Annotated in this window: 17 protein-coding genes; 15 read left to right on the plus strand and 2 right to left on the minus strand. The window is 41.1% G+C overall.

The genetic code is table 11. The features are described 5' to 3' along the window. Positions 1–718 precede the first annotated feature (718 nt). On the minus strand, positions 719–1,162 hold the full coding sequence (locus ACJJIL_RS16220) for an SRPBCC family protein (RefSeq protein WP_445360211.1): 444 nt from the start codon (positions 1,160–1,162) through the stop codon (positions 719–721). 102 nt (positions 1,163–1,264) lie between these two features. Between ACJJIL_RS16220 and ACJJIL_RS16225 the strand changes: the two genes are divergently transcribed. Both ACJJIL_RS16225 and ACJJIL_RS16230 read left to right on the plus strand, forming a co-directional pair. Continuing rightward, positions 1,265–2,155, plus strand: coding sequence for a LysR family transcriptional regulator (locus tag ACJJIL_RS16225; protein WP_413664753.1), 891 nt, complete (start codon positions 1,265–1,267; stop codon positions 2,153–2,155). A gap of 668 nt (positions 2,156–2,823) precedes the next feature. Next, positions 2,824–3,876: a hypothetical protein gene (locus ACJJIL_RS16230; RefSeq protein WP_445360212.1), complete on the plus strand. Its 1,053-nt coding sequence runs from the start codon at positions 2,824–2,826 to the stop codon at positions 3,874–3,876. Positions 3,877–4,344: 468 nt separating this feature from the next. Here ACJJIL_RS16230 and ACJJIL_RS16235 read toward each other — a convergent pair whose 3' ends face one another. Then, positions 4,345–4,653, minus strand: a complete 309-nt coding sequence (locus ACJJIL_RS16235; RefSeq protein WP_445360213.1) for a hypothetical protein — start codon at positions 4,651–4,653, stop codon at positions 4,345–4,347. A gap of 461 nt (positions 4,654–5,114) precedes the next feature. On the opposite strand from ACJJIL_RS16235, the gene ACJJIL_RS16240 reads away from it, so the two are divergent. The 13 genes from ACJJIL_RS16240 (at position 5,115) to ACJJIL_RS16300 (ending at position 18,158) form a co-directional block, all read left to right on the plus strand. Next, entirely contained in the window at positions 5,115–5,450 is a 336-nt protein-coding gene (locus ACJJIL_RS16240) for a hypothetical protein (RefSeq protein ID WP_445360214.1), read from the plus strand. Between the two features lie 395 nt (positions 5,451–5,845). Continuing rightward, complete coding sequence (locus ACJJIL_RS16245; protein ID WP_445360215.1) at positions 5,846–6,724, plus strand: DUF6602 domain-containing protein; 879 nt, start codon at positions 5,846–5,848, stop codon at positions 6,722–6,724. 402 nt (positions 6,725–7,126) lie between these two features. Continuing rightward, a complete protein-coding gene (locus ACJJIL_RS16250) occupies positions 7,127–7,582 on the plus strand; it encodes a GNAT family N-acetyltransferase (RefSeq protein ID WP_445360216.1) in 456 nt (151 codons plus the stop codon). Positions 7,583–8,062: 480 nt separating this feature from the next. Next, complete coding sequence (locus ACJJIL_RS16255; RefSeq protein ID WP_444906113.1) at positions 8,063–8,947, plus strand: TolB-like translocation protein; 885 nt, start codon at positions 8,063–8,065, stop codon at positions 8,945–8,947. Positions 8,948–10,346: 1,399 nt separating this feature from the next. Continuing rightward, complete coding sequence (locus ACJJIL_RS16260; RefSeq protein WP_445360217.1) at positions 10,347–10,760, plus strand: putative signal transducing protein; 414 nt, start codon at positions 10,347–10,349, stop codon at positions 10,758–10,760. Positions 10,761–11,654: 894 nt separating this feature from the next. After that, positions 11,655–12,335: a DUF6629 family protein gene (locus tag ACJJIL_RS16265; RefSeq protein ID WP_444906116.1), complete on the plus strand. Its 681-nt coding sequence runs from the start codon at positions 11,655–11,657 to the stop codon at positions 12,333–12,335. A gap of 655 nt (positions 12,336–12,990) precedes the next feature. Continuing rightward, positions 12,991–13,671, plus strand: coding sequence for a DUF6629 family protein (locus ACJJIL_RS16270; RefSeq protein ID WP_445360218.1), 681 nt, complete (start codon positions 12,991–12,993; stop codon positions 13,669–13,671). Between the two features lie 949 nt (positions 13,672–14,620). After that, complete coding sequence (locus ACJJIL_RS16275; RefSeq protein WP_445360219.1) at positions 14,621–15,040, plus strand: hypothetical protein; 420 nt, start codon at positions 14,621–14,623, stop codon at positions 15,038–15,040. 91 nt (positions 15,041–15,131) lie between these two features. Then, positions 15,132–15,530, plus strand: coding sequence for a hypothetical protein (locus ACJJIL_RS16280; protein ID WP_445360220.1), 399 nt, complete (start codon positions 15,132–15,134; stop codon positions 15,528–15,530). A gap of 145 nt (positions 15,531–15,675) precedes the next feature. Next, positions 15,676–16,002: a hypothetical protein gene (locus ACJJIL_RS16285; RefSeq protein ID WP_445360221.1), complete on the plus strand. Its 327-nt coding sequence runs from the start codon at positions 15,676–15,678 to the stop codon at positions 16,000–16,002. A 163-nt stretch (positions 16,003–16,165) separates the two neighbouring features. Further along, positions 16,166–16,477 carry an outer membrane protein assembly factor BamD gene (locus tag ACJJIL_RS16290; protein WP_445360222.1) on the plus strand — a complete coding sequence of 104 codons (312 nt, stop codon included), beginning with the start codon at positions 16,166–16,168 and terminating at the stop codon, positions 16,475–16,477. 48 nt (positions 16,478–16,525) lie between these two features. Continuing rightward, positions 16,526–16,987 (plus strand): hypothetical protein, encoded by a 462-nt coding sequence (locus ACJJIL_RS16295; protein WP_445360223.1) that lies wholly within the window; start codon positions 16,526–16,528, stop codon positions 16,985–16,987. Positions 16,988–17,114: 127 nt separating this feature from the next. After that, positions 17,115–18,158, plus strand: a complete 1,044-nt coding sequence (locus ACJJIL_RS16300; protein WP_445360224.1) for an ABC transporter ATP-binding protein — start codon at positions 17,115–17,117, stop codon at positions 18,156–18,158. The last annotated feature ends 2 nt before the right edge of the window (positions 18,159–18,160 follow it).

The following is an 18,160-nucleotide window of genomic DNA, read 5'->3' on the forward strand; positions in this document are numbered from 1 at the left end:
TGGAAAATTGCGTGAATTAGCCAACTCGAAAGGAATAGCATCGAAAAGCCGGAGGAAATAGTGGCGTGTCACCAAAAGGAAGCATTGGCAGTCGCCTATGCCATGCACCCAGCGTTTATTGAACTGAATACAGGCTTGCCGTACAGCCTCTTCTGATCACAGCAGGCTTTAAAAGCGGCTTTCAAAGTTCAGATTGAGATAGAGTCAATGCCTGGGCGAAATGCCAAGCCGATCTAGGATAGGGGGCGTTTTTGTGCAATATAACCTCGTTTTCCGATGTCTAAATGTCGGCTACTCCAGTCCACTAGCTCCAAGTAGTGATCCAGCTGAAAAGGTAGCCATTTCGGCATATTCAAATGTTCAGTGCCGACAACCGGGAGTAGATTTTGGGGCCGCTCATTTGAGGCTGCCGCACGGATACGATGTTGAATTGAAGTATAATCAGATTCTCAGGTGTCTTGGCGATATTGACACGGATCGAGGAGGTCTACATAAGCCATAGAAGCAGCCTGGGCTCTTTCATCCAGTAAACGGCCTTCCCGAAATCAACCTGTACAAGTGTCTTCAGCATTAGCTTGGCGAGCGACAGATTCATTTAAATATCGCATAAACCAGCTGATATCCGTTAGGCGCTCCCGCCATAGAGAGAGGATTTCTTTATTTCATCACTTCGCATCGGCGCCACTTAGTTAAGGAACAATTATTGGATCAAGTCAGACTAACTAAAGCGCCGCTGTAAATTATCGACTGCAATTGAAATTCGCCCACCCAAATTTAATTTCATCTCTTTTATTACATCAGAGTTGAAATCGAGAATGTCACTTCGAGAAAAGTACTTCAGGTTGAACCTGGTTGACTTCGGTGTTTCAGCATTAAACTCCATTAGCATGGCGGGTAATAGAGGGAGAAGATCACCCTCAGTGTAGAAATCTTGATTCAATCGGCTTTTCTTAACTTCTATAACAAGGGTTGCTTCTCCTTCAGGCATGACGATCACTTCTTGATATGTTTTGCCGGTCATGCCATGGGGAAGTTCGTTGTGAGAGGCAATAGAGGTTACCCCTGGGAACCATTCTCCGTAATTTTCCATGTTGGTGACGTACTCAAAGAACGTGTTAATCGGACGTTTAACCGTGATCGCGACTTCCGCTAATAAAATCATTATTTACTCCGGGTTCGTTATTTACGAGTCCACTATATTGTTCTTTTTGAATGACAAAAAGTGACCTATAATACGATCGGAGTTTCCATTTTGGAAAGTGATATGTCGAAGTTTACCCAGTATGAGTCTTTTGTGGCTGTTGTTGATTCTGGCAGTATTCGGCTTGCCGCTGACAGTCTAAACAAGACGCCATCAGCGCTTAGTAAGCAGATTACAAACTTGGAGTATGATCTTGGCGTGCAGCTATTTGATCGCTCCAATAAGCAAATGGTACTTACAGAGCATGGCGCAAGCTTTTACAAAAGCAGTGCTGCAATACTAAGGCAAATCAGCGAATCAGAAAGGCGCATTCAGTATGATAACGAGCGCGTCGAAGGGGACCTCAAAATAACGTTATCCCGGTCTTTGGTTGACTCAAGCTTGTCTTCTTGGTTAAGTGAGTTTTCTGAGCGTTATCCAAATGTTAGATATCGGCTGGAGTATTCCGAATCCATTATTAACTTTAGTGATTCTGATCTTGATTTTGCTTTTAGAATTGGTGAGATTGCGGACAGTACACGTTTAATCTCCCGCGAGCTATGTGAGGTTCGACCCACATTTTTTGCAACGACAGAATATCTCGCGACCCATGGTACACCTACTCAAATCTCTGAACTTACTTCCCATCGCGTTGCCATGCCACCTCTCGAGGACCTTTCACCAGAAGTAAGAAAGTGGTTAAAGAACAACAAGTTTAATAATCAGACGTATGCTCACCATAGAATAAATGATGTTCACGCCATTCAAACCATGGCACTAAAGAATATCTGTATTGGGTTCCAGTTGCATCAGAGTATTATTAAGCTAATTGAATCGGGACTGGTAATACCTCTTTTCCAAAACAACAAGTTACCACCTAAGAAACTCAGCCTTGTATATCGTCAATCTCAATACAAAGCTAAGCAGATCGAAGTTTTTAAACGATTTATTTTCGAGAAATACAATAAAGAATAAGATGGCGGAGGGGCGAAATGATATTTCCTCTGCTCTAAATTCACACGATAATCGACATATACCAGCCCACAATGGGGCAACCAAAGACTGGGGGATGTTGCCAACAGTGTCTTATATTATGCTTCTGTTCGTCAGATTGTAGCTTTGCTAGCGGCCCTTCCCCTCATGGATGGCTTTATCCTAGAGGGAGGCGTTGTGCAATTTTTTCTGGGTTCGATCAACTTTAGATGTATAACAAATACAGGTCTCCGAAGGATACCCAATATTATGCATGTTTATGTGGCTCCCTGTGGTCTCAGTTTCGTAAAAAAAGGGACAGGTAATATTTGGTTGCTCTGCCTCAGTGGCCATCAATCAAAACGCAAAAAATCTCTATTCTAGTTATTAATAAAAAATTTTTTAAATTTAAGTATTTTAATAAATCTTAAATTATTAAGTGCAAGCTTGATTGATTTAAATGGGAATCTACCCACTATTACCTTAAAGCAATTATTATTCGATATCGCATAACGTTCTTCATCACCTTCCATACGCAAAAAAACACCATTGATACCCTTCAGTCTGCCTTAGGTTATGAGCCCTTGCTATTTTCATTAGCAAGCTTAGTAAGGATCTTAATTGCTTGATTAAGTAAAACTACATAATATACTTCATGGGGTGGTTAATTTATGGAAAGGGGCTATAAAAATAGTTTTTTAAACACAGCTAATAAGGCACTTATAAAGTGCTTCATTCTCACGTGTATGTGTTTGGCTCTAGGCTGCGATAATAGTGGTTCTGACAGCAATGACACACCCAAGGATACCACAACAGCAAGTGAATCGTTGCTGGCACAATTTGGCGATGCTCAGGGCCGCTTTAGCAAAGGAACAATGCAGGCGCTATTAGAATATGAGGATACGTCGAACACATTGGCTCTTGTGCAGCTTATCGCCGTGAGTGATACCTATGGATTTAGCAACTATGAGAGCTCGATTGAATCAGTATGGTCTAGCGTAGGTGGAGGCACTGTTTTTGCGAGTACAGTAGCGGCAACTATGTTCGCTGAACGGGAATTTAGTGCGATTCGTATCGCCGAATTTCCAAACATTGATGCACTACTAGAAGCTATTAATTCAGAAGATTTTACAACCGCTATAAATACGCTGTATGGAGCTTCAACTGATCAAACTTGGATATTAGGAATACCTGGGAATCTTCCGTTTGAACCTTCCGGTTCCTTCTCTGACCCAAGCCTGGATAATCTTGATGAAGACGAAGCCATTAAACTACTTCTCAATACAGGCGTATTGGATGATAGCGGCGAAGCGGTATCGCTTTACACAAATATCGATGTCATGATCGATATGATTGTCAGCGACTCACCCTCCCCATTTTTTATGATGAACCTCATCGACTTTTATGAAACAGCACAATATTCTGACGGGCGAGAAACCGAATTAACCGGCGAAGAAGCTAATAGCATCTATGGTGAAACTATTGGGCTAATACTCTTTTCTTACAACAGCGGCCCTACCTATTCAATGGATGTTGATATTGTTTTGACTGAAGATACTATCGACTGGGAAAAGATTATGATTGTGCGCTACGCCAGTCGTGATGCCTTTTTAAATGCTTTCTTAAACCCTGCCGCACAGGAGGCTTTAGAACATAAAGAAGCTGGATTAGAGAATACTTTTGTTTACGTAACAGAGCTAGCTGAAACCGGCACGGAAAATTAGCTATCCTTTTCAAGGCAGTTAAAACCATAACAGGACAAGCTACTGGATACTACGTAACAATACTTCCGGTGGGAAGCCTTCCTCCATTGAGTAGACACCTACCATTTGAGCAGGCTACACACTGGGACACCCATTTATTGAAAGATGACAGCGGAAATAGTACAGCGCTTCTGTCTTAACGACTATTTCTCCTAGCCTGGTGTAGGGCAAGGTAGAGTGCTGAAAAATTGTACTTTAGGTTTGAAAATTACGTAACTTTGGCCAAATAGACCTTTGGATTGCTCACCTGAGGTGGCAGCACGAATACGCTGCTGAATGGAAGTGTGATCAGAGTCCAGCGAGTTTTTTCAATGTCAGCTCGGATAGGATTGAGATCGACATAGACCATACAGGCGGCCAAGGCTCTTTCATCCAATAACGCCTGAGACTTGAAATGGTCCTGCCAGGAGAAGTCTGTCTAGTGATCTTCTATGTTGGTTTGGTGGGCATTAATTCGTTTAGGTAGCGCATAAACCAGCTGATATCCATTAATCGCTTTCGCCATAGCTCAATCAACTCTTTAAGTTTGCTCTCTTCAAAACGGTCCAGCGAGGCACCATGAATGAAGCGCTGAGCCAAGTTAGAAGCTTTAAATGGTTCCTGCCAGCGGGGAATGACCTCGGTATCAGACCAAGTATTGGCCTTTATAGCATCAATATAGAACACCACATGATAGTGATTGCTCATTACAGCATAAGCAGCGATATCCCGCGCAAAGATAACAGCCAGCCTTTGCATTTCAATCTCAATCCACTGGCGTCGGTGCTCATAATCCCTCCCCCACCTCCATAAAGGAATACTCTGCTTACACAGCGGGAGATTCAGTGATAGTTTGGAGTCGTATCAAGAGAGATCTGTGAGCGGCAAGACTGGGTGATGGGGTATGGGTTAACTGTTGATTTTCGTATTGTGTCAATGGTTGTGAAGCCTTAAGCTCTACCTTTGATAGATATCAAGAAAAGGCCTTCTAAGAAAACATAAACCGGCCCCATTTCTGTGGCGGCTGAGCAAAACGTTCAGGCTGTAGAAAAACTAATTTATGTCTTTGCTTCCTTAGATGTGATCAAATATTAACCATAAATCGTGATTCTACGTGAATTCTGATCTAGCTTTCACTGATGAGTAGGCTATTTTTCACGTAGAAGCACAATACGAAAAGAGGGCTGAGTTTTTCTACACCCTCGTTATGTGAAATCAACATGAACAAAATAGAGCTTGCTCGAAAATATATGGAAATATTCTATGAATCAAAGGACTTTGATTCATTAGACCTAATACTAGATGAAAAGCTGGATTTTGAAGGGCCATTGTTTAAATGTAAATCGGCCAAAGAATATATAGAATCCCTGAAAGCTTCGCCTCCAGTTGATGTATCGTATGAGATGGTAGAAGAGTTTCACAACCCGAATTCAACATGTTACATATATAAATTCACTAAAAATTGTAGAAATACATTAATGGCTCAAACATTCCATTATAAAGTGGGTCGTATTAGCAAAATTCGTCTTGTTTTTAATCCAGAGGGAATCTCATAAATCAGGTCGATAGTTTCTAGATACCAGCCCCATATCATCCATCGGGTGGGCAGGTCAGCAATAGGCAGCTCCCTATCCGTAATGAATATCTACCCATTGGAGATGCCCCCTAGCCATCTCACCTCCAAGCTAAGCGTTGTAAGGAGTTTCTGCTCTTCAGTTCACAGTTTTTTACTGGCGGCTTCTTCTCCACAAGACCTCTCGGTGTTGCAGTTGCCATTCGCCAGTAGTTAGCATTTAATGGAACCCATTAAATGGTGATCTCCCTACAGGGGACTTTCACCCTATTAGTCCACGCCCCTACCGGGCGTACCAAACAGTGATACAATCGCAATCTTTGGTTACTACCCAGCACTATGCACTTCGCCTGTGCGACATGTGTTAGAGAGCAAGATATGTCCCAGTGGAAACCATCTCTCGAGGATGTATTCGGACTACTCTCAGACCGAATGCAATCCTATTTTGAGCGAACCAAACGACTAGTTGGAAGGCCAGATGAGAAAGGCTTCCCCAGAGAAGAAGTTGTCTTAAATTTCTTAAAAGAGTTCTTACCAAAGAATATTGGTATCGCAAAAGGCTATGTGATTAATTTGAGCGGGGGCTGCTCAAAAGAATGTGACATTATCCTTTTCCGAGAAAGCAGTCCGCTATTCAAAATATCCCCTACAAACGAACTTTATCTAATCCCAATTGAAGATGTGTATGGTGTAATTGAAGTCAAATCAATTTTAGACAAAAAGCAATATAAGAACTGCCAAGAAAAACAAGAAAGCGTCCTTGAAATCCATAAAAATCGATGGGTAGATGAAGAAGAACACATACACTTAGGAAAGCCATTAAAACCAGACTTTGCCTATGATGAGCCTTTTTTCTCAGTTTTTTGCTATGACATAAAAGATTCGGATTTTAACGATAATTTTTATATCCACCTTTGTGATTCACCTTTTTCATATATATTCTGCCTAAATAGAGGTGTTTATTCTAATGTTACTGATAATACGATAATTCGACACAATTCATTAAACCTAGGAATAACTGGCAATACAAGCTCGCACAACAGTAGCTCATTGAATGAGATAGTTTCTCGTGACTGCATGGTTGATTATCACTCAAGGTGTTATGACGATTTCAAAGTCGACCTTGCACAAAATGGTGGTATGTTAATGGTTATGTTTGCTTACCTAGCAGACAGGCTCGAAGACTCTGAGCTAGAAAACTATAGTATTGCAGATTATATATCTCTATGGAGAAAGTCTGGTCGCCAAATCGGGTAGACAGTAGTTTCTAGCGAACTGCGCCAAAGCGCCCATCATAGGAAACCGCAATAGACGGCTCCCTATTTCTAATAAATTTCTACCCAACGATAGTGTTGAGTAGCTCTTCATTTGAATTAATTATCATGGCAGCACGCCAACTCAATTTTATCCAGTTAGAATCCTAGTTGCCATTCGCCAGTACTTAGCATTTAATGGAGCCGATTGAAGGGTGATCGTCCTAAAGAGGGCTTTTACCCCATTCAGGTAATATTCATACTGGGTGTACCAAGTACCAGCTATCCGACATTCATCCCAGCGCTTGTTTTGTGTTCGTTCCGCCAATAATGCAAGACAGCCTTCTCCCTAGATGCTGTTGTGGTAAGAGTTAGAGAGCTCACAAATTTTTAGACTAGGTTTAGCATGATAATAAAATTAGATAATTTAAACGAAAAAATAGCAGATCAGATTTTCACAATATTTCAACGTTCCTATAAGGTCGAAGCCCAATTGATAGGTATTGTTGACTTTCCTCCACTATCGCGAAGTCCGCAAGATATAAAGAACTCTAAATCGCAGTTTTATGGATTTATTGACAATAAGTGTCTAGCCGCAACTATCGAGATTGCTATAGTAGATAAACGGTTAGAAATTAATAGTTTAACTGTTGACCCAGATTATTTTAGGAAAGGAATAGCAGGTAAATTGCTAAGCTACATTCTAGATGAATTTGAATTTATAGAAGCAATTGTAGAAACAGCTGCTGTAAATGAGCCCGCAATTAATTTATATAAAAAGTATGGTTTTGTTGAGTTTAAACAATGGATTCCGCCTCATGGCATTAAAAAGGTGGCATTGTCATTAAAAAATGCGCTCTAAAACGAGTAGCCGGTAGTTTCTAGTTACCGGCTACCCACACCATCCATCAAATATGGCAGAGTTGAGCTTGGTGTGTTTAAAGCTTCGTGCTGGCGCTGCAACATCCTTAGTGGGTACTCTCGGCACAGCAGCGAGAGGCGACCTTATACCCTTGATGGAGGCACTATGCGACGTTCCAGACTAAAGATTTCAGTCCAGTAAGCGCTTCCATCTAGTATCCTTCTTTCAAGGACAGCTGGTTGGTACGGATTCCCATGATCTTCCTGCCCTAGATATTTGAAAGTTGACCAGCCTACAGTGGCCAGCTGCCGGTCTTTACTTTTGCCAAGTGTGTCGGTTTTTGTGCACTTTCTGTTTAAAAGTTTGGTGCCGCCAGCTCAAAATCATTTAAAAGTCATAAGTACTTCAGGTGTTTTCATGTCGAACTGATTAAATTGCCCGCAGTTCATTTATTCGTTGATGTAAAAACAAGGACAAACTGTGAAGCATTTTTGTAGTTCTATCATACTCCTGATCTCTCTTCTTGCGGTGAGTAGCCACGGTTGTAGCCAAGAAGCACTTCCCCTGCTGGAAGGCCCCTACCTTGGGCAAACACCACCGGGACTAACACCCAAAATATTCGCGCCGGGCTATGTCGCAACCCGGCATCGTGACTATAGCGGCTCTTTCACACCAGATATGACCGAGTTTTACTTTAGCCGAATGGATGTCGACACTGAAAAGTGGTTGCTCATTCGTTTCAAGCAGATAGGTAACCAGTGGCACGAATCCGTTGTTGGCCCAAGGGTCGGCCGCCCTCTACTTGCCCCAGATGGCAAAACCATGCACTTGGGGAAGAAGTACATGGTGCGTACCGAATCAGGCTGGTCAGATATTAAAAGTATGGGGACGATGTTCGACCGCAAAGATTGGGGCATCATGCGTCTGACATCATCAGCTGATGGCACCATAGTGTTTGACGACTACAAGAGCAATGACGTGCTACGTATATCAACCGTTAGCAACGGCAAGCGGCAACCACCTGTATTATTGGGGCCGCATATCAACTCTGGTAAGTGGACAGCCCATCCCTTCATTGCCGCCGATGGCTCTTACCTCATCTGGGACAGCGAAAAAGACGACGGTTACGGTGACAAAGATCTCTACATCAGTTTCCGCCAACAAGATGGTTCCTGGGGTAAGGCAATAAACCTAGGAGATACCATAAACACCGCCGGTAATGAGGCCAGCGCGTATGTGTCACCAGACGGTAAGTATCTGTTCTTCAATCACAACCCCATTAAGGGAAAAGACGGTGTCGATCCTGAGGGCGATATCTATTGGGTAGATGCGCAAATCATCGAAAAACACAGACCCAAATTCTAATCCGCGCAATACAAAGATACAGCCAGCCTAAATCGGGTAGCCGATAGTTTCAAACTACCGGCTCCAACACTACTCTCTTATGAGTCAGCGGCCACACTGATAGCTTTATAGTAGCTCGCTATATAAGAATATGAACTTTCATAATACAACCTCCGCATTCACGATCATGTAGTTTTGGTGTCCCTGACGACCTCACCTACAAGTCAAGCCTTATATCGTTTTCTGTTCGTCAGCTCGTAACTTTTCCAGGGTGTATTTCCCTCAGAATCTCGCTGTCTTGTAGTTGCCATTCGTTAGTAGTTGGCATTTAATGGAAGCCATAAACGGCGATCTTGCTATAGGGGCTTTCATTCCAGTAATTTAAGCTCAGCCAGAGGAAATTCCACTTCTATGCGGCCACTGCTGGCGGGTATTATTCCGTTCTGTGGAGTATCCGATTTTGAAGAGAAGATATTGCTTACTAGTTACCGCTGTATTGCTGATTATTGGTGTTAGATAGGCTTCTTTGGGGTGATGCCGAATGTGATGATCAAGAACCAAAGTGGAATATAAGTAGACTCGGCAGTTGTTCAGCTTCCAAGCAATAGACTTAGGTTTAGTGCTGTAGCACCAGATGAGTCCCGGACAATTTACCGGTCATTGAGCAAAATAATGGAAGCTACAAATACACAATTGCTTTGAACTCTGGTGTGGATTTGTCTAGGGAATGTGGTTACTTCACTGCGAGTGAGTTTTTCATCAACTTCTTAATTGTTGTTGGGGTGGCAAACGATGTGTCCTGTTCAAGCTAAGCGGCATTACAATCAAATGAACCAGGCATTCGTGGCTACGGTCCTTACGGTGGCAGGTGCGATAAAGCTCTGGAGCCGCTGCACTTGCCCATTATATAGACACTATGCTTCATCATAATTGGAACTAATTTTTATGCTCTTTAAGGGATCGTGTAAATGTAACCGTTGGCATATTGAAGTTCAGTTAGCAAAGCCGCTCGAAGCTTTGAATCCGCGCATTTGCGATTGCAATTATTGCCAAGCCAGTCCTTCCCCTATTATAAGTGACCCAACTATGTCTGCGATTTTCACTGGCGATGGAATCTCAACTAAACAAAATGGGGATCAGCTTGCTGATTTCTACCATTGCAAAGATTGTAATCAACTGCTAGCTGTAGGCTGCAATATAAATAGTCAACTTCGCGGCGCAGTAAATCTCAACTTATTGAAAGGTGTAGATCAACTTGGCGACCCTATTCAAGTTCAGCCGAGGCTATTGAGCACTGATCAAAAGCTAGAACGCTGGGGTAAGTTGTGGGGTTTCCTTAGTGGGCTATAAAAACATAACACGTCTAAGTTTTCAGACACTTCGTCCCACAGCTCAAGACGTTAAGCGCTAAGGTGATCACTTGCTAGTAACCGTTGCTAGATTCTCATTTCCATATGAAGCGCAGATTGCAAAAGCACGACTTGAATCTGAAGGAATACACGCTTTCATTGCAGATGAGCACACAGTCAATATGCAGTGGCTATATTCTAATGCTATGGGTGGAGTCAGGCTTCAAGTGTCGGAAAGCGACCTAGATGAAGCTAATGAAATATTGAATCAAGACCGTTCCAATCTTGTAGACCAAGAATTAGGGCATGATGAAGAAAGAGTATGCGAGTCCTGCTCATCACGAAATCTCGAGCCATTTACCAAGGGGAAAAAGCCCGCATTTTTGGTTTTCCTACTTTTGGGGATGCCTTTATTTTTCTATCAACATGGAGTTAAGTGCAAGGATTGCGGTCACTTTCAAAAGCTTGACAAACAGAGGTCATAAAATATTGCCCCTTAAATATTGAATACGACGCCAATACCTCCACCCATACTCTTTGTTAAAAGCCTATTGATTTGAATATGTGTTTTAGACTAAACAAATAAGGTATATCCATTCACCCAAGCTGCTGGATTAAACCTTGGCTGCCTCATTTACAATCACCGCGAACAAGACAACGTCATTTTAAACACCCCAATCATTCTTATATGGCCAATCATCTGGAAAAATAGGGGGTCAAATGGATGTGATAGCCAGCCCTATCCGCAATATCCAAAATGAGTCATAAAGTATGGCAAGGATACCGAGGGCTATGGAATTGAAAACCTATGACTGTCAGTTCTCGTTTACGGTAGATAGGCTTATTCGTGACATGCACATCTGAAATCTAAGATGTCTTGAGCAAAAGGCTATTACTCTGGTATCAACGACTTAATAGCCCTCTCTGATAAATGTGTTCATCGTAAATGACCGGTGAGTATCGTTAGGATTAATACCCCCAATGTATTTAATTTAACGGACGTATTAAGACTCTTAAGCGTAAAAGCCAATCCCACACCCAAGAGACAAAACTGAGACCCACTTTGATTAATGAAATAGATAATGCAACCACCACAGTAACATTACACTGACTTGTTTAACCCTCTCGGCATAGATTTCACTTATGTAGGTATCGGCCTACATAAGTAAACTCAATATAGCCTTATTAGGCTTTTCAGCTTAACTCATTATATGAATTGAAAACGTTGAAGTAGACTTAGTCATCACAGACTAATTCATAAGCTTAGTACAAATTAGCAAAGTCAACTTATTTTCTAGGTTATAGATATTGTTATGTTGCATATCAAATTATATGGCTTTGGCTTAAGTTAGAATATCTAACATATAGAGAAAATCATTATGTGTTTTTCAGCCACGGCATCGTTCGGATCAGCAGCTCTGCTTATTGTCGGTGGTGCTTTGTGTACAACACATGCTATAAAAAATGATAAAACCTATTTATTACTCGCAGTTACCCCTCTCTTGTTTGCGTTACAGCAAGCGAGTGAAGGGATGGTTTGGATTGGGTACAACGAAAATTTGATTTCACTAACGACAAAAGCTTCTATTTTGTATCTGTTTTTTGCTTTCTTTTTCTGGCTTACTTGGATACCTCTTGTAGCCTATATGCTTGAAACAAAAAAATGGAAAAGAAATTTTTATATCATATTAATAATTATAGGATTTATTTTTGGCTTATATCTCTGGGTGCCTATTCTATTGGAAACAGGACCAAGACACATAATAAAAACAAGTGTATGTGGACATAGTTTATGTTATGAGTTATCCGAAGGTGGTTTACTACCCGTCACAGTTCGAGAAAGCATTTATGCTTTACTAGGTGTTTTATTCTTGTTATCGAGCAATCATCTATTTAGAAAATTTTGGGCACTTGTCATGCTACTCGGTGTTATCACTTACTTTACTCAGAGTGAAACATGGGTATCAACCTGGTGTTTCTTTGCTGCGATATCAACGTTATGGATTTATTTCCTATTAATAAATGATTTTAAAGCAAAGATGAAAAAACAAGCTTCATGATCGCAGTATATTAGTATGTATAGATTGGCACTCTAAAGATGAGCTATAGAAAATTCGTAAAAACAGACAACAAATAATTTCCGGTCGAAGAAGCATTAGCGCTACTAATAGAATTGGGGGTATTTAATACTCAAATAAACATGCAAAAATCGGATTGTAGTCGTGACACGTCCAGCAATCCTGTTACGTCCTAGTCATTGGAGATCCCCGTTTAGTTAGTTCAACATGAATGACCGGAGAGTACCGACTAGAATAAATCCCCCAATTTAGTGGAAGCATCATCACTCTAGCATTCAACCAGTAACCCTTAACCCAAGGCTTATATAGGTGACCAATTTTGATAAGTGGAATAAAGAAAAGCAACTATCCAATTAGTATTACACTGGGCTTGTTACGCCCTATCAAAATAGGCTTTACTTATGTAAGCATCAATATCCAAAGGCAAACTAAATGTATCTTTGCGAATTTTATAGACTTAACTCATAAGGTGAATTGAAAACGTTAAAGTAGACCTAGTCATCACAGACTAATTCATAAGCTTAGTACAAAATATCAAAATCAACTGATTTTCTACGCTAAGGATATTGTTATGTTGCATATCAAATTATATGGCTTTGGCTTAAGTTAGAATATCTTACATATAGAGAAAATCATTATGTGTTTTTCAGCCACGGCATCGTTCGGATCAGCGGCTCTGCTTATTGTCGGTGGTGCCTTGTGTACAACACATGCTATGAAAAATGATAAAACCTATTTATTACTCGCAGTTACCCCCCTCCTTTTTGCGTTACAGCAAGCAAGTGAAGGGCTAGTATGGATTGGATACAATGAAAATTTAGTGTCACTGACGGCAGCGTCTTCTATTTTTTACTTATTTTTTGCTCTATTTTTTTGGCTTGTCTGGATACCAATCGTTGCCTTTAGTCTTGAGACAAAAAAATGGAAAAGAATTTTCTTTATTATATTAACAATCATAGGTTTTATTTTTGGTTTATATCTTTGGATACCCATCCTACTAGAAACAGGACCAAGACACTTAATAAAAACGAGCGTGTGCGGCCATAGCTTATGCTATATCACATCCGATTACAGCTTATTCGCCATTACAACTGGACATATCATCTATTCTTTACTTGGATTTTTATTTTTATTATCGAGCAATCGAATTTTTATAAAATTTTGGGCACTTGTCATGACACTAGGTGTTATCGTTTATTTCACTCAGCGCGAAACATGGGTATCAACCTGGTGTTTCTTTGCTGCAATATCAACTTTATGGATATATTTTCTATTGCGAAATAATCATAAAGCAAACATAACAAAACAAGCCTCATGATTACCACTACAAAGCCAATGTTAGTCACGACATTAGGAGATATATAATTTTTCCATAGTCAGCAGTTATTATTGAATATATTCATGTTGAATATCTATAAATGAAAACTTAAGAACCAATTTTAGTTTTCTTCTCAGAGAGTAATCCACCCAAACTCTAAACTAGCACTAATTCCAACGGACAAACATCAACTATCTATTTTCAAACTGCCTGCCAAATCCCTATCCTCTTTTGGCATACTTAACCTCTAGATCTTCAATAGCTCCACAGGGATTGCAGATGCTAATTAATCTATAGTCACCCCTGCCGTTATTCAGAGGTCCGCGTAGGAATATGGGAAAATAATCTGAAGGTGAAAGAGTTACAGTTTGATATATAGAATGGGATAGCAGCCAAACTGATAGTTATTATATTCTTTACAACCGAGCTAGATAGATTCATCTCTATTACTTTAAAACAATGTTTTTGTTTAGCAGAGCGATTACTCCTGAGGTAGCAATTAAGATAATGGTGGTATCGTAAGGACAATCTTTTTATCGGAGATAAATTAGCCCCTTCGAGATCAATGATCGCGCTCTTGTGACACTCTGTGAGACCCAAAGGTTGGTAGTAGCGAGTACAAAAACTTAGTTTTCTCTTTGTTCCGAGATAAATCATTGACTAATGACAATCTATCCGCTCAGCAACCTGAGAACTTGAAATATTTTATTTTCTTATCACAGAAAGGAGATATTTTTTCTCCCTTGTGATCCGACAACATTTCATGTACGCAATCACTCCTGAGTGAGAGAAAAAACATCTGAAATTAAGAGGCATCTCTTTATTTTTGGAGTATGTCACATTTGGTTTGTGAATTTTGAAGATAAAATAGGCTATAATTTTCACCACTTTGTAGCAGAATACTCCTACTGCTCCAAATATGGATATGTTCTTAGCTAGGATAGATAAATTGAAAGTAGCATTTAAAAGTTTAGTTGGTATATTCGTTGGATTTATTGTTGCGCTAGTTACAATAATGGTTCTCTCATTCTTTAGTATTTTTATATTCTCTTACCTTATTGTTGATAAGGCCCCAATGGATATACTGATGACCTCAGTTGAGCCTTTGGTATATTCATTGTTCACAATATTTGTTGGTATTGTTATTGGTATTTACTTATCGGCTCAAATATCGGGAAGTCCAAATATAGTAAATGCGATATTAGTCGCAGCCATGTATGGTGGTTTTATGTACTATATTGGACAATCTCCATCGAATCTAGATAAAGAGTACCCCATTTGGTATGAAATAGCATCGAATATAGTTTTGGTACCCTCGTTCATAGCAGGGTACTTTCTTACTCTAAAAGCAAAATCAAATACCAGATGAGGCGGTTTATGCCCAACCAGTTCACTTCCTTGCCGTTCTGTACGTTAGTACGCCCTCGTAATAGTGCACTCGTACTATTTTGTGTATCAAAATGAAATATCGAAAAGCTGAAATAGAAAGACTCAACTTAAGTGTTCGATGGCTTGATTCTAAGAATGCCAAAAATGCTTACGATTTTACAGCCAAATACTGTGCGACCGACTTCTATGGGCTAAATAGTGAAGTCATTGAATCAATTTTTAGACTTAAGATTGAGAGTAATACCATTACAGACGCTTGGCTAAAGAGTAATTTCAACACTGAGGGAACAGTTCAGGTGGTATTTAGCGAGAATGAAGTTTTTATTCTAGCAACCAGTATCTTCCTTGATGCTTGGCAGGATATATTTATGCCTGCCAGAGATGATGCAATAGTTCTGCACAATGATTCAAACAAAATTTTATTCTATTCTCATGAGCATGTACTTGAGATAGGACAAAGGAAAATATAATAGAAAGCCACATTACAGCACCTAGTCACTTCGCGTTAAATATTTGGTCAAGTTTAATGCCGTATATAATTAGGTGGGAGATCAACCTCAAAGCCATATAACTCAAACCTGAAAACTGGACACCTTAAACTAAAAGGAATATAAAATGAAAAAAATTGTACTAGCAATTATTATTGCTTCAACTTCACAAGTGACCAATGCCTACGAGGCAAATGAACTTAATGGTGCTTGGTGCTTTTACGAACAGGAAGCAGCAGGAAATGTCGCCGCCGAAAATGTCACAATTACTTTCAAGAAAGATGGCTCCTATAAGTGGGTCGATAGTTTTTGGAAGCAGGATGGCACTTGGTCTGTTGAAGACAACAAGCTGATAATGTCAAATGTTGGGACACATAAACTTTTATCAGTTACCCCAAGCAAAGTTGAAATGGTTCGCGGAAGTACAATGAGAATGCGTAAAGGTCCATGCTAATAGAAAATCCATCGGGTCGCCTTATAGATAGCACACGGATTTTAAATGCGGTCCGCGTGCCAACTACACTGGGCTTTGATTATCAGAAGCCCAGCATTTAGCTCGCTACTATGATATATTGCTGGTAATCCTATACAGGCCAACACCTACCAGTAATAATTTTATGAAACTCGAATTTATTTTACCGAACATGAAGAGTTTATTTTTTATACTGTCCGTTTTATTTATTTCCGGGTGTGCCTCAACCCCAAACATATATGAAAGAAACGCGAAAGCTAACGAACTTGAAGCTCAAGCAGAGGAAGCTAGGGTCCGTAATAACTATTCTATGGCTACACAACTAGACAGAAAGGCCGAGAACCTAAGAGAAAAAGACATTATCAACAAAGAGGATATCGTTGCAGATATTTTCTCCGGGCTTTTTCGGCGATTGCTGGGAGGAGGTTCCAAGAGTGACAAAAATGCTTGGCAGTAAAGCAACGCACTAGTGCATATCTTTGTTAGCAAGCGCTAGGCAGTTCACTTGATAAAGTACCTACCTGTATTAATTTTTGCCATTTCGCCTGCTATAGCGTATACAGCTCAAGATCTCTATGCCGAGATTCTAAACACAAGAGTAAGCGGAAATTTAATTAGCCCCTTCAAAGAATTTTCGCTGCAAATTTCCCTCACGCCAGATGATAATTCCGTTAGTTATATCGACCTCAGTATTGATAATCGACCCGTGAAGATATCCCTCCCTGAAAAATTTAATGTAAGAAATGTATCGTTATCTTCTCTCGAGATCACTCATAGTCCGATACATGCACCAAATGCGGGGGCTGATGGTATAATCGGAGTTGGGCCGGCTTATCTTAAAATCAAATATCGTTACTATTCAGCTGAGCACTGTGAATCTGGAACAGGCGAAATTTCAATATCCACGAGAATGGATACCTTAGTATACGAGGTTGATGGCGAGTGTTTAGATAATTCACTCGTCTAAAAAACATCCAACACTACTGCACAGCTAAAAGTATACTTCACTCTGGACTGGCTACCGGTTAGTGTAGTGATAACTATGAACCCGAAAGCTGCCCTAATCGTTTACAGGCCAAACTACCGGAAGACCCGTGCTCCCTATACTCTCTATAGAAAACCTGCAGTGCCGCTACGGTGAACAGGTAGTTATCGAATCAGTTTCCTTTGCTTTACAGGCGGGAGAAATTGCCTGTTTATTGGGCCCCAGCGGTTGTGGTAAGACAACGCTACTGCACGCCATCGCTGGTTTTCAGCCGGTCGCAGCGGGGAGTATCCAGCTATCCGGGGAAGTGATTTCCTCCCGTGAGAAACAGATTCCCGCAGAGCAACGGAAAATTGGGGTGGTATTTCAGGACTACGCCCTCTTCCCACACCTTACCGTTGAACAGAATATTGCCTTCGGTATCCAGTCAATGCCGAAAAGCAAGCGGCAATCCCGCACCCAGTCTTTGCTAAAGTTAGTGCGTCTGGAAGGCTTTGGGCAACAGTACCCACATCAGCTCTCTGGCGGTCAGCAGCAGCGTGTCGCTCTGGCTCGGGCACTGGCACCGCGCCCCAAGCTGTTACTCCTGGATGAACCCTTCTCCAACCTGGATACCGAGTTGCGCCGCAGTCTCGCCGCCGAAGTCCGCCATATACTGCGCGAAGAGAAGATCCCTGCAATTATTGTTACCCACGACCGCCATGAGGCTTTTATTGCCGGAGATAAGCTGGGAGTACTCAGCCAAGGCCAATTACAGCAGTGGGACAGCCCTCAAGACACTTATCAAACACCTAGAAACTTGGCAGTTGCAAGGATTGTTAGTGAAGGGAATATCATTTCCGGTACTGTTGTGGGCAATGGCCTGATCAGTACCCCTCTGGGGGAAGTGAAGGTGCCAACAGCTGCATACGAAAGTGGAGATCAGCTCGAACTGTTTGTGCGCAGTGAGGATATTGCCGCAGGCGAACATCCCGGTGCTGTGATGGCTCAGGTTGTGGAAAAGAATTTTCTCGGCAACCAGGTGAGCTATCGCTTTCAGTTAGCTGCAGGGGAAACTGTCGAGGCCGCTTTGAATGCAGATGTTCAAGCGGCTCCCGGTGATAAACTTCCCCTGCACCTTTCCTCTGCTCTGGTGTTTGACCAGGCCCGATAAAA

Source organism: Microbulbifer maximicatervae (SeqCode), from assembly GCF_052468095.1.

Coding starts and splice junctions, on each gene's coding strand:
- ACJJIL_RS16220 (WP_445360211.1), bottom strand. CDS start 1,162: ATGATTTTATTAGCGGAAGTCGCGATCACGGTTAAACGTCCGATTAAC.
- ACJJIL_RS16225 (WP_413664753.1), top strand. CDS start 1,265: ATGTCGAAGTTTACCCAGTATGAGTCTTTTGTGGCTGTTGTTGATTCT.
- ACJJIL_RS16230 (WP_445360212.1), top strand. CDS start 2,824: ATGGAAAGGGGCTATAAAAATAGTTTTTTAAACACAGCTAATAAGGCA.
- ACJJIL_RS16235 (WP_445360213.1), bottom strand. CDS start 4,653: ATGCAAAGGCTGGCTGTTATCTTTGCGCGGGATATCGCTGCTTATGCT.
- ACJJIL_RS16240 (WP_445360214.1), top strand. CDS start 5,115: ATGAACAAAATAGAGCTTGCTCGAAAATATATGGAAATATTCTATGAA.
- ACJJIL_RS16245 (WP_445360215.1), top strand. CDS start 5,846: ATGTCCCAGTGGAAACCATCTCTCGAGGATGTATTCGGACTACTCTCA.
- ACJJIL_RS16250 (WP_445360216.1), top strand. CDS start 7,127: ATGATAATAAAATTAGATAATTTAAACGAAAAAATAGCAGATCAGATT.
- ACJJIL_RS16265 (WP_444906116.1), top strand. CDS start 11,655: ATGTGTTTTTCAGCCACGGCATCGTTCGGATCAGCAGCTCTGCTTATT.
- ACJJIL_RS16270 (WP_445360218.1), top strand. CDS start 12,991: ATGTGTTTTTCAGCCACGGCATCGTTCGGATCAGCGGCTCTGCTTATT.
- ACJJIL_RS16280 (WP_445360220.1), top strand. CDS start 15,132: ATGAAATATCGAAAAGCTGAAATAGAAAGACTCAACTTAAGTGTTCGA.
- ACJJIL_RS16285 (WP_445360221.1), top strand. CDS start 15,676: ATGAAAAAAATTGTACTAGCAATTATTATTGCTTCAACTTCACAAGTG.
- ACJJIL_RS16290 (WP_445360222.1), top strand. CDS start 16,166: ATGAAACTCGAATTTATTTTACCGAACATGAAGAGTTTATTTTTTATA.